The organism is Pseudomonas sp. Pseusp88, assembly GCF_047303955.1.
In the GTDB taxonomy this organism is placed as follows: domain Bacteria; phylum Pseudomonadota; class Gammaproteobacteria; order Pseudomonadales; family Pseudomonadaceae; genus Aquipseudomonas.
The window spans coordinates 81014-93422 of record NZ_JBGLYM010000010.1 but is presented as its reverse complement, the minus strand read 5'-3'; the positions used below and the strand labels follow the sequence as shown (position 1 = coordinate 93422).

The window sequence follows — 12409 nt, the reverse complement described above, 5'->3', positions numbered from 1 at the left end:
GTTTATCAACCGCCCGGTGCAGGGCCGAATACGGCGGCCAGCTGCGTGCGACTGGCCTCCAGACTTTCATTGTCGTTGAGGCCCTGACGCAGATAACGAACCAAAGCCGGATGCAGGGAAATCGCCGTATCGGTTTCACGATCGCCACCGGCGACATAGGCACCGACACTGATCAGGTCGCGAGCCTGCTGATAGCGCGACCACAACTGCTTGAAATATTGAGCCCGGGCCATGTGATCGGCATCGACCACTGCCGGCATGACCCGGCTGATAGAGGCTTCGATATCGATGGCCGGGTAATGCCCCTCTTCGGCCAAGCGCCGCGATAATACGATGTGTCCGTCGAGCACGCCCCGGGCCGAGTCGGCAATCGGGTCCTGCTGATCATCGCCTTCGGACAGCACCGTATAGAAAGCAGTGATCGAACCACCACCAGCCTCGGCATTACCGGCGCGCTCTACCAACTTGGGCAGACGGGCGAATACCGACGGCGGATAACCCTTGGTTGCCGGCGGTTCGCCAATGGCCAGGGCGATTTCCCGCTGGGCCTGGGCGAAACGGGTCAGGGAGTCCATCAGCAACAGAACATTCTTGCCCTTGTCGCGAAAATATTCAGCGATACGCGTGCAATACATCGCCGCGCGCAGACGCATCAATGGCGCATCGTCGGCAGGCGATGCCACTACGACCGAGCGCTTGAGACCTTCTTCACCAAGGATATGCTCGATGAACTCCTTCACCTCGCGGCCCCGCTCGCCGATCAGGCCAACGACAATGATGTCGGCTTCGGTAAATCGGGTCATCATCCCCAGCAGCACACTCTTACCCACGCCGGTACCGGCGAACAGCCCGAGGCGCTGGCCGCGGCCCACCGTCAATAATCCGTTGATGCAGCGAATCCCCACATCCAGCGGCTGGCTGATGGGGTTGCGTTTGAGTGGGTTGATCGTCGGGCCGTCCATCGGCACCCAGTCTTCGGCCTTGAACTGGCCGCGCCCGTCCAGTGGGCGACCTGCGCCATCAAGGACTCGCCCGAGCATCGACATGCCCATGGGCAGGCGCCCGGTATCGGCCAACGGCACGACTCGCGCGCCCGGAGCGATACCAGCGACGCTGCCGACGGGCATCAGGAACACCTTGCCGCCGGAGAAGCCCATAACCTCAGCTTCGACCTCGACCGGGTGATGGCTGTCATCATTGATCACCACACAGCGGCTACCCATGGCGGCCCGCAGACCTTCGGCTTCCAGGGTCAGGCCGACCATGCGCAACAGGCGCCCTTCCACCACCGGCTGGGCAGGCAGGGAAATGGCTTCGGCGTAGGAGCCGAAACGTTTGCCGAAACTGGTGCGATCAAGTTGCATCGTTGGCCTCTGTGGCCGCTTTTGAATGCACGTCGGTGACGGGTGCCTCAAGATTGACATGCACATCGGCTGGCGCCGGGTGCATGGCCTGCTCCAGCTGCTGATCATGCAAACGGATAAACGCCTGGGCAATGCGTGTCTCGATACTGGCATCAATGCGGCTGTGCTCGGTTTCGATACGGCAGCCACCTGGCAGCAAGGTGTCGTCCTCGAGAATCCGCCAATTTTCCTCATGGCGTTCGCGCAACGCCTTGGCCAGGAGGAAGTCCTGGGGATTGACGAAGATGCGAATGTTATTGGCCCCCATGGGCAGCAACTTCAGGGCATCACGCAAGACGTGGGCGATCTGCTGCGAGTCAGTCTGCAGCTCACGCTGAATCACCTGCCGGGCGATATGCTCGACCAGCCCGATGATGTGCTTTTCGATCTGCGCATCCTGCCCGGCGATGGGCTCAAGCAGGTGCGTCATCAATTCTTCCAGGCTGGCGAGCTTGGCCGCCAGAGCCACCTCGGCTTCCTGGCGAACCTTGAGCTGGGTGCTGTGGAAGCCTTCTTTCTCGCCCGTGGCAAAGCCTTCATTCCAGGCGTCCTGGCGAATGCTCTCCAACTCTTCGAGGGTCAGTGGCTGGACCTCCTCCAGCGGCACTTCCTCGCTTTCGGCCGGCTCTTCAATAACCGGCTCAGGCTCGGGTTCAGGCTCCGGGACATGCGGGTCGAAACTGGGCAAAGACCATACGTCGAGGCCAATAAGGTCCTTGGCCCGGATCAGCTCGCTGGCCGGTTCTTTTCTGGAGCTGGACATGCAGAATCCTTAGAGCGCGGTCATGCTGAAACGTCAACAGAACCTAAATCATTTCCTCGCCGCCTTTGCCGCCGAGAACGATCTCCCCGGCCTCGGCCATACGGCGGGCAATGGTGAGGATTTCTTTCTGTGCGGTTTCCACGTCGCTGACTCGCACCGGACCCTTTGCTTCCAGGTCGTCGCGCAGCAGCTCGGCAGCACGCTTGGACATGTTCTTGAAGATTTTTTCCTTGATCGCTTCGTCCGAACCCTTGAGGGCAAGGACCAGCACGTCCGAGGACACTTCGCGCAACAGCGCCTGGATGCCGCGGTCGTCGACGTCGGCCAGGTTGTTGAACACAAACATGAGGTCTTCGATCTGTACCGACAGGTCCTCGTCGATCTCGCGGATCGAGTCCATGAGGGTGCCTTCGACGGAACTGTCGAGGAAGTTCATGATGTCGGCAGCACGCTTGATACCACCCAGCGTGGTTCGCGAAGTGTTGGCGTTGCCGGAGAACTGCTTCTCGAGAATCTGGTTCAGCTCTTTGAGTGCCGCTGGCTGCACGGTATTGAGCGATGACACGCGCAGGATGATGTCCAGGCGCACCTTGTGATCGAAATGTCCGAGCACTTCGCCGGCCTGGTCCGGGTCCAGATAAGCGACGACGATGGCCTGAATCTGCGGGTGCTCGTAACGGATTACGTCGGCGACCGCGCGTGGCTCCATCCATTTCAGGCTGTCCAGACCGCTGGTGTTGCCGCCCAGAAGGATGCGGTCGATCAGGCCGTTGGCCTTGTCTTCGCCCAGTGCCTGGGTAAGCATCTTGCGGATATAACCGTCGGAACCGACGCCCAGGCTGGTCTGATCGCCGACGATGTCGACGAACTCGCTCATCACCTCTTCGACCTGCTCACGATGCACGTTGCGCATCTGGGCCATGGCCACGCCGACCTTCTGGACTTCCTTCGGCCCCATGTGACGCAGCACCTGGGCCGCATCGGTTTCACCCAGCGACAGCAGCAGCACGGCTGCCTTGTCGACTTTGGTCAGCTTGGTTACGAGCGCACGATCATTCATCTGCGTTAATCCACTCTTTCACGACCTGGGCCACACGACCCGGGTCTTCGGCCACCAGACTCTTGATTGCGTTCAGCTGTGCGTCATAACCCTCGCTCGGGCTAGGCAACAGAATACTTTGCGGACCACCCAGGCTGACCCGGTCGTTGGACAATTCGCCGTCCATACCGATGCCGCCCATGCCGCCACCCAGCTCGGAATCGCCGAAACCATCGAGGTTTTTGCTCTTCGGATTGGTGATGTTGTTCAACACCGGACGCAACACACCGAAGACCAGAATCAGGATGAAGATGACGCCCATGGCCTGCTTGACGATGTCCCAGAACCAGGGTTGCGAGTAGAACGGAATATCCGGGATCACTTCGCCGCGCTCGGTGGAGAACGGCACGTTGACCACGCTTACGCTGTCGCCACGGCTGGCGTCGAAACCGACGGCATCCTGCACCAGACGGGTAAAGCGCGCCAATTGGTCGGCGGTCCATGGGGCACGGGTGGTTTCACCGTTGGCCGCATTGACCTTGACCTGATCGTCCACCACGACCGCAACCGACAGGCGGGTCAGACGACCCTGCTGCTGCTTGGTATGGCTGATGGAACGGTCCAGTTCAAAGTTCTTGGTCGACTGCACGCGCTTGTCGGCCGGGTATGGCGCCAGAGCTGGCTGGCCGGTAGCCGGATCCATGATCTGCTGACCGTTGGCGTCAACCAGTGGCTGGCCCGGAGCAATGGCCGGCGCTGCACCACCTGCTGCACCACCGGTAGTCTGCGGCGCGGTCGCCGGACCCGGGGGCTGGTTGCTCAAGGCACCCGGCACGCCCTGCGGGCCGGAACTGGCAGAACGTTGCTCATTGACCGACTGCTCGCTGCGCAGCGCCGGTTGATCCGGGTTGAAGCTTTCGGCTGTCGATTCGACGGCACTGAAATCCACATCCGCCGACACTTCAGCCTTGTAGCGATCGTTGCCCAGCACCGGCTGCAGGATGTTCTGCACTCGTTGTGTGAGCATGCCTTCCATACGCCGGGTGTAATCGAACTGCTTGCCGGCCATGGTCAATTCGGAATTTCCGACCATATCGGAAAGCAGGTTGCCTTTCTGGTCGACGACGGTGATCTGCGACTTGCTCAGCTCAGGCACACTGGTAGCGACCAGGTTGACGATGGCCATGACCTGGCTCGGCTCCAGCGAGCGACCGGCATAGAGTTCAACAAGAATCGAAGCGCTGGGCTTGCGTTCGTCACGCACGAACACCGAGCTTTTCGGAATGGCCAGGTGCACCCGTGCAGCCTTGATGTTGTTCAGGCTGGAGATGGTCCGTGCCAGTTCGCCTTCCAGCCCGCGACGATAGCGCGTGGCCTCCATGAACTGACTGGTACCCAGGCCCTGGTCCTTGTCAAGGATCTCGAAGCCGACGTTGCCGTCGTTCTGGGAAATACCGGCACCGGCGAGCTTGATCCGCGCACGGCCGACGTCCTCGGACTTGACCAGCAAGGCGCCTGAATTGGGTTCGACCGTGTAGGGAATATCCGCCTGGGCCAGGGTGTCCATGACCTGCTTGGCATCCATTCCGGTCAGGCTGCCATAAAGCGGCTTGTAATCAGGCTGCTGGGACCAGAGGACCACGGCAAAGCCAATCGCCACGCTCGCGGCCAGGCCGACCATAAGGCCGACCTGACGCAGCATGGTCATCTCGGAGAGATTTTCCAGAAACGCCATGCCGAACAATGGCGGCTTGCTGGATGGGGCGCCCGACTTGGCCGGTACGCTATCGGCGATTGCATCTGCCATGACTCAATACGTCCTTAAACCGGCATCTGCATGATGTCTTGATAAGCCTGAACCAGCTTGTTGCGCACCTGGGTCAAGGCCTGGAAGGAGACGGCGGCTTTCTGCGACGAGATCATCACGTCGGTCAGGTCGACACCGGTCTTGCCGATTTCGAAGGCGTTGGCCAACTGGCTGGACGCCTGTTGCGTGTCGTTGACCTTGTTCACGGCCTGACCCAGCATGTCGGCAAAGCTGCTGCCGCCCACGTTTTGCGCTTCGGTAGTCTTGGGTGCAGACATCGCTTCCATTTGCATGGAGCGCATATCCAACATCAAGCGATTAAATTCAACACCTTGGCTCATGGACGTATCTCTCGTTAAGGCCGCAATTTTTTGACACCGATCAAGCGGTCACTAAAGTCATAGCAACAAGAGTGCCAGCTAAATAAAGGCAAAAGGCCATCTTTGAACTTAAAACCGTCATCGCGGCATGGCTCACACCGCACGACAACCCGAGCGTCTCGATGCATTGCGCCACAGCCCCGTAAAACCCTGGCCTGCAGCGCGAGCATAATTTCCGGCAACCCTGCTCTACGATGCACGCAGGGACAAACTCTATCGAACGCACATTACGTAGCGAATAAATAACCTTCTACATCCATGCCCGCGTCGCGCATCTGTGCCAGCTTGTAGCGCAGCGTACGGGGGCTGATCCCCAGACGTTCGGCAGCTTCCTTGCGACGCCCGCGCTCGGCGCGCAGGGTGTCGATGATCATCTGAAACTCGCGCCGACGCAGATCGTCACCCAGACCACCCGCCGATTCTCCGGCGTTCATTTCTACAGGCAAGCTATCTGCCCCCACAGCCACAGCCTGAGGAGCAGTCACGATTTTTGGCAATGGCGCGCAAGTCACCGGCCCCACCAGACAAAAGTCTTCGGCCTGGATAATGCCGCCCTGCTGCAAAATCAGCGCACGTTGCACAGCGTTATCCAGCTCGCGCACATTCCCCGGCCAAGCGTAACCCACCAGACAAGCCTGAGCATCGGCCGATAGTCGTACCGGTGCATGTTTCATTTTATTGACATGCTTGGTCAGCAAACGCTCGGCCAGTGGCAGAATGTCGGCAGTTCGTTGACGCAGCGGCTGCCAGGCAAGCGGAAAGACGGAAAGGCGGTAGTAAAGATCCTCACGGAAACGCCCCGCCGCCACTTCACCGGCCAAATCGCGGTTGGTGGTTGCCAGTACGCGGATATCCAGATTGATTGGCTTGCGCGCGCCGACCCGCTCCACTTCCCGTTCTTGCAGCACCCGCAGCAACTTGGCCTGCAGGCCCATGGGCATTTCTGAAATCTCGTCGAGCAGGATAGTCCCGCCATCGGCCTGTTCGAACTTGCCCGCCTGAGCCGCAATGGCACCGGTAAATGAACCCTTCTCATGACCGAACAGCGTCGCTTCGAGCATGTTGTCGGGAATCGCCGCACAATTGATGGCAATGAAGGGTTTGTCGGCCCGGGGCGAGTTCTGATGAATAAAGCGCGCAAGGACTTCTTTGCCGGTGCCCGACTCGCCAGAGATCAGCACCGTCGAATCGCTTTTCGCCACCCGACTGGCCAGATTGAGCAACTGCGCACTGGCAGGCTCGACCGCAATCGGCCCTTCGCTTTTATCCACAGGCCCAAGAAATCCCAGGGCATGACGCGCCACCAGGGCCAGCAGGGCTTTGGGCTCGAAGGGCTTGACCAGATAATCGACGGCCCCCTGACGCATGGCGTCCACGGCGCGATCCACCGCGCCATGGGCTGTCATCAACAGCACCGGCAATTGCGGATAGCGGCTGCGCAAGGCGCTTAGCAGCTGATGACCATCCATGCCTGGCATATTGACGTCACTGAGCACCAGACTGAAGGGCTCATCGGCAGCAGCGCTCAAGGCCTCTTCGGCCGAACCTACGGCGTGATAGTCATGACCGGCCAGCTCCAGGGTTTCCCCCAACGCCTCGCGTAGCGCCCGATCGTCCTCGACCAGCAATACCTTGATCATCAGTGTGTGTCCGCCGCATTGGCCGGGATCAATGGCAAAGTCACAATGGCGCAAGTACCGCGCCCCGGACGCGAGCGGTACTGAACGATACCCTGATGAGCACGGGTCACGGCCATCACCACCGCCAGACCAAGGCCGGTGCCGGTGGTTTTAGTGGTAAAGAACGGCTCCCCCATGCGCGCCAGCGCGCCAGCATCGATACCGCTGCCGTTGTCGCTGACGCACAGGCGCAACGTACTGCCCCGGGTATAGGCGTGAATCTTCAGGCGCGCGGGCGCTCTGCTGGCCTGGATGGCATTTTCGATCAGATTGAGCAACGCGCCGACCAGCGTGTCACGATTGCACAGAAGCTCGCCATCACGGCTGTCGCACTGCCAGCGTACCTGGACATCCTGCACATGGGTCTGCGCGGCAGTCTGCAGGGCCTGAAACAACGCATCAGGCGGCAGGCGGTCAGTCAGTGGCAGCTCACCGCGGGCAAATACCAGCATATCCCGCACCTGATGCTCCAGTTCATGCAGGCGTTCCTTCAGGCGTCCGGCAAAGCGCTGTTGCGTAGCCGCCGGTAGCTCCTGCTCCAGCAGGTGACTGGCATAGATCAATGCGGCCGACAGCGGCGTGCGGATCTGATGGGCCAGGGACGCAACCATACGCCCCAGGGAGGACAGACGCTCATGGCGCGCGAGCTGATCCTGCAAATGGCGGGTTTCCGTCAGGTCGTTGAGCAATACCAACTGACCCGGTTCGGCGTCCAGCGAACGAGTGGCAATGGATAGACGGCGGCCATCCTTGAGAGAGACTTCATGCCCGTCATCCTCGCGAGGCGCAAAGCAGCGACTGATCACATGGCGCCACAGCTCACCAATCAGTGGCTGACCCAGAAGATCCACCGCCGCCGGGTTGGCCTCGCGGACCATGCCCGAACCGTCGATCACAATCACTCCGCCCGGGAGCAGATCCAGCAGGTTCTGCAACTGATAGGCCAGGCGTTCCTTTTCCGCCAGTTCCTCCATGCGCTGAGCACTGACCACGGCCAGCTCGCCTTTGAGTTCGGTGACCCGGGCTTCCAGCAGGCTGTAGGAATCAGTCAGTTGTGCCGACATCTGGTTAAACAGCAGGAAGGCCTGCTCAAGCCCTTGTCGGCTCTCCAGCTCAGGGCATGGCTGGGCTTCACCGGTAAGATCGGACGACGACTGGGCGGCCTGGGACATAAATAATCTCTCACGTGGCGAACCGTCATTAAACGGTATGTTCAGATAGAGACTTAGCAATCCCCGTGCCGAAAAAAAACCCCTGAAAATTCAGAGGTTTGATTTTTTACCCATCACTCAGGCGTCAATCATCCGCCTGTTCGTCGCCTTCACGCCGACTCATGCCGTACTTGCGCATCTTCTCCACCAGGGTGGTACGCCGGATGCGCAACCGTTCGGCGGCGCGCGCAACAATGCCGTTGGCATCGTCCAGCGCCTGCTGGATCAGCCCCTGCTCCAGGCCGCCCAGGTAATCCTTGAGATCCAGCCCTTCCGGCGGCAGCATCGCCCCGGTGGCAAAATTCGGCGTGTGATCGTTGATTGCCACGCGCTCTTCCAGATCGCTACGCAGGCTGTCGACCATCTGCTCGTCTTCATCGTCGACATAACGAAACTTCTTCGGCAGCTCGGACACGCCAATCACGCCATAGGGATGCATGATCGCCATGCGCTCTACCAGGTTGGCCAGTTCGCGGACATTGCCCGGCCAGCCATGGCGACACAAGGACATGATCGCTGCCGAATTGAAACGGATGGACCCACGTTTTTCATGCTCCATGCGCGAAATCAGCTCGTTCATCAGCAGCGGGATATCTTCCACGCGCTCGCGCAACGGTGCCATTTCGATCGGGAACACATTGAGGCGGTAGTACAGATCTTCACGGAAGCTGCCCGTTTCGATCATGGTTTCAAGATTCTTGTGGGTCGCGGCGATGATCCGCACGTCGACGCTCTGAGTCTTGTTGCTGCCTACACGCTCGAAGGTGCGCTCCTGCAGCACGCGCAACAACTTGACCTGCATGGGCAGCGGCATGTCGCCAATTTCGTCAAGAAACAGGGTACCGCCGTTGGCCAGCTCGAAGCGGCCGGCGCGACTGGTGATGGCGCCGGTGAATGCGCCCTTCTCGTGCCCGAAGAGCTCACTCTCGAGCAGTTCGGCCGGAATGGCACCGCAATTTACTGGAACAAAAGGCGCGTCGCGACGCTTGGAGTGATAGTGCAGATTACGCGCCACCACTTCCTTGCCGGTCCCGGACTCGCCAAGGATCAATACGCTGGCATCGGTGTCGGCAACTTGCTGCATCATCTGCCGCACGTGCTGAATCGCCCGACTGGTGCCCACCAGGCTGCGGAACAGGTTCGGTTCACGATGACGGCCACGCTCGCGGGCCTGATCGTACATTTCGCGGTAGACCTGGGCACGGTGCAGGGCATCCAGCAGTTTGCTGTAGCTCGGCGGCATTTCCAGGGTGGCCAGGACCCGGCGGCGGAGGTCTTCGGGGAGGTCGACGGAAGAATTTTCGCCCATCAGCAAAACAGGAAGGAACTCATCCCATGCAGCGATGGTCTTAAGGAGTCCTTGGAGACTGCCTGGCGCGTTGACGCTGCCGACCAGTACGCAAAGGACTTCGCGGGTAGACGCCAAGGAACCGACAACCTGCTGCCAGTCTTGACTGGAACAGGACAAATTTTCTTCGCCAAGAAAATTCAGAATGACCGCCAGATCGCGGCGGCGCTGGCTATCGTCATCGATCAGCAGAATCTTGATTTCACGCCACATGCAATAGCAACTTCCCTAGTCAACTCGATGCCCATCGAGACGGGCAAGCTTGGCGACCCTGCCAAAAGGGCTCGGGACACGCCAGAAAATAGTAACACCACTAGTTAAGTTATAAAACCACGCACAGTCAAATTTATGGCGCAGATCTATTCGATTATCTTTTCTATTAACCGAACAGATGATAAACCTTGGCGGCATTCTGCCCATTGCGCACCTGCGCCATTTCATCGGCAACCGCTTGACGCTCACCGGTGGCAACGTCGATCAATTGACGATAAACCCCCAGTAACTCCTCCAGATTGCTGCGAAGTTCCGGCTCGTTCTGCGCACCTTCGCTGATCACATCATCAACACAGGCACGGCAGGCCAGATCAAGTTTGACGATCGCCTCCCAGTCACGCTCGGCCAGTGCATCCACCAGCGCCTCACGGGTTTCTTCGATACGCTTGAGCGCAGCACTCATGACTTTCTCCTCAGATCGCCGGCGGCGCCTGGTCCGCAATGGCATCCCAGCCTTCCTTGACAGTGGTCAGCAGACTGCTGACTTCATCGAGGATGCGCGGGTCGCTCTTGATATTGGCTTCAGCCAGACGCTGCATCATGTACACGTACAGGTTATCGACACGGGCCAGGGTTGCTGCCTGGTTTTCCATGTCCAGCCCTTCACGCAGGCCACCGACAATGCCAATGGCCTTGCCGATCAGGACGCCCTTGGTCGGGATATCCTTGCGCTGGATAGCGCCCTTGGCCTGCGCGATACGGTCAAGCCCCGCCTCCATCAGCATCTGCACGAGACGGTGCGGGCTGGCTTCCGAGGTCTGAGCATGATTGTTGACTTTCTGGTATTGCCGAAGGGCTAACATCGGGTTCATGTTCTACCTCATTAAACTGCGAAAATTCATGTAACCACTGTGTCGCATAACCAGTGTATCGACGCAACACAAGAAAACTTTAGCTCGTCTCCTAAAGCCAAAAACCCGACACGCGATGGGCGCTGCCGGGCTTTTGTTTGCCGCCAGTAAACTAAAGCTTAGCTGGAGCTCTGCTGTGCGTTCAAAGAGGAGAAGAACGAAGTGATGCTGGTGTTGGTCGCTTTCAACTGCCCCACTACCAGATCCATCGCGTTGTACTTGGCCGTAAGGCTGCTGGTCAGGTTGGTAGTCAACAGATCCAGTTGGGCCTTCTGCTTGTCCACATCGTCCTGCTGCTTGTTCAGCTGCGTGGTACGGGTATCAAGGATGCCGCCGGTCTGGGTGTATGGCGTGAGGACCGACGTCATACGCTTGGACAAACCAGAGGTGGTGTCACTGAACAATTGCTGGATCTGGCCACCCAGGTTCTTGCTCATCGCAGCCGTGAACTTGGTGCTGTCAATGCTCAGGGTACCATCACCTTGGGCAGTGTTAACGCCCAACTGCGACAATACGGAGAGCGCGCTACCAGGGCCTGGACTCACCAACTGCTGCCGCAGATCGGAGAGCAGGTTACGAGGCATCGAATCGCCCGTGTAGGGCGCTGCTACTGTCAGTTGGCCCGTGGTCGGATCAGTGGTAGCCGTAGTCAGGCTGTTGATCGTCTTGACCAGGGCATTATAGGAATCGACAAACGACTGCAGTGACGTTTGCAGGCCGCTGGTGTTGCTGGCGACTGTGATAGTCGAGTCAGCACCACTAAAAGTACTGACACCATGACTATCAGTCGTCTGCGTACCGGCTGACAACAAATTGAACGATAAACCACCAATTGCTTTATCGATCGTATTGCTTTTGCTGGTGATTGGCAGACCATCGACGGTCAGCGAGGCGTCGGTCGCAGCCGCACCAATAATGCCGGCGCTACTGGCCGAAGTCGGATCAAGGGTGCTCCCTGCGGTAATCGTGAAGCCGGCGATATCACTGGAGGTGGTGATATCGGAGCCCGCGCCGGTAACAGGGTTACCTGTCTTGACATCGACGCCACTGAACACCAGCCGAGAACCATTAGAGTCGGTCACAACGTTGGCACTGATGCCGCTGGTATTTGACTTGGCGTTGATCTGGTCGCGAACCGACTGCAGGGTCGCATTCGCGCCAACAGTAAAGCTGGTGGAAATGCCATTTTGAGTGACAGTGAGGTTGCCACTCGGAATAGCACTCGTCGCGCCACCGGAAAAAGCAGCGGTGCCGACTTTGGAAGCGGTGGCCAGCGAATTCACATGGATCTTGAACGTACCAGCAACTGCAGTGTTACTGGCCGTTGCGGTCAGCGTACTGGTATTGCTCGACGTCGCTGCATAGGCGTTGAAAGCACCTTTAGTGACATCGCCAAGATTGGTCAAACTCGTCTGGAAGGTGGTCAGGGCGCTTTTCAGCGTCGCCGCCGCAGAAATCTTGGTGCTGATCGCCGTAGTGGTCTTGCTGATCTGGTCAGTCTTGGCCTGGGTCTGAGCGGTGACCAGTACCTTGACGATGTCGCCAATGTTAAGACCAGAACCTAAACCGGTAGTAGACGTAATTGGGCTTGCCATGTGGATCTCCTTTCAGTTTTCGTCGATCTTTTGACAACAGCGTCAGCCAAAAGATACCAG

General features: G+C 59.0%; 11 protein-coding genes. All 11 read right to left on the bottom strand.

Going from position 1 to position 12409, the window contains the following annotated elements; genetic code table 11:
* Positions 1 to 5 precede the first annotated feature (5 nt).
* The 11 genes from fliI to fliD all read right to left on the bottom strand — a co-directional run bounded on the left by fliI (position 6) and on the right by fliD (position 12349).
* Positions 6 to 1364, bottom strand: coding sequence for a flagellar protein export ATPase FliI (gene fliI, locus ACCD02_RS15300; protein ID WP_413303192.1), 1359 nt, complete (start codon positions 1362 to 1364; stop codon positions 6 to 8).
* Positions 1354 to 2166, bottom strand: a complete 813-nt coding sequence (gene fliH, locus ACCD02_RS15295) for a flagellar assembly protein FliH (protein WP_413303190.1) — start codon at positions 2164 to 2166, stop codon at positions 1354 to 1356. Before fliH ends, fliI begins: the two co-directional genes overlap by 11 nt.
* Positions 2167 to 2209: 43 nt before the next feature.
* Positions 2210 to 3226 carry a flagellar motor switch protein FliG gene (fliG, locus tag ACCD02_RS15290; RefSeq protein WP_259105455.1) on the bottom strand — a complete coding sequence of 339 codons (1017 nt, stop codon included), beginning with the start codon at positions 3224 to 3226 and terminating at the stop codon, positions 2210 to 2212.
* A complete protein-coding gene (gene fliF, locus ACCD02_RS15285; protein WP_413303187.1) occupies positions 3219 to 5012 on the bottom strand; it encodes a flagellar basal-body MS-ring/collar protein FliF in 1794 nt (597 codons plus the stop codon). The genes fliG and fliF overlap by 8 nt, the downstream gene beginning before the upstream one ends.
* 14 nt (positions 5013 to 5026) lie before the next feature.
* Positions 5027 to 5353 (bottom strand): flagellar hook-basal body complex protein FliE, encoded by a 327-nt coding sequence (fliE, locus tag ACCD02_RS15280; RefSeq protein ID WP_259105458.1) that lies wholly within the window; start codon positions 5351 to 5353, stop codon positions 5027 to 5029.
* Positions 5354 to 5619: 266 nt separating this feature from the next.
* Positions 5620 to 7035 carry a sigma-54-dependent transcriptional regulator gene (locus tag ACCD02_RS15275; RefSeq protein WP_413303425.1) on the bottom strand — a complete coding sequence of 472 codons (1416 nt, stop codon included), beginning with the start codon at positions 7033 to 7035 and terminating at the stop codon, positions 5620 to 5622.
* A complete protein-coding gene (locus ACCD02_RS15270; protein WP_413303184.1) occupies positions 7032 to 8243 on the bottom strand; it encodes a sensor histidine kinase in 1212 nt (403 codons plus the stop codon). Before ACCD02_RS15270 ends, ACCD02_RS15275 begins: the two co-directional genes overlap by 4 nt.
* Positions 8244 to 8367: 124 nt before the next feature.
* Entirely contained in the window at positions 8368 to 9843 is a 1476-nt protein-coding gene (fleQ, locus tag ACCD02_RS15265) for a transcriptional regulator FleQ (protein ID WP_413303181.1), read from the bottom strand.
* 166 nt (positions 9844 to 10009) lie between these two features.
* Positions 10010 to 10306: a flagellar protein FliT gene (fliT, locus tag ACCD02_RS15260; protein WP_413303179.1), complete on the bottom strand. Its 297-nt coding sequence runs from the start codon at positions 10304 to 10306 to the stop codon at positions 10010 to 10012.
* 10 nt (positions 10307 to 10316) lie between these two features.
* Positions 10317 to 10715 (bottom strand): flagellar export chaperone FliS, encoded by a 399-nt coding sequence (fliS, locus tag ACCD02_RS15255; protein ID WP_413303177.1) that lies wholly within the window; start codon positions 10713 to 10715, stop codon positions 10317 to 10319.
* 158 nt (positions 10716 to 10873) lie between these two features.
* Complete coding sequence (gene fliD / locus ACCD02_RS15250) at positions 10874 to 12349, bottom strand: flagellar filament capping protein FliD (protein WP_413303175.1); 1476 nt, start codon at positions 12347 to 12349, stop codon at positions 10874 to 10876.
* Positions 12350 to 12409: the final 60 nt, after the last annotated feature.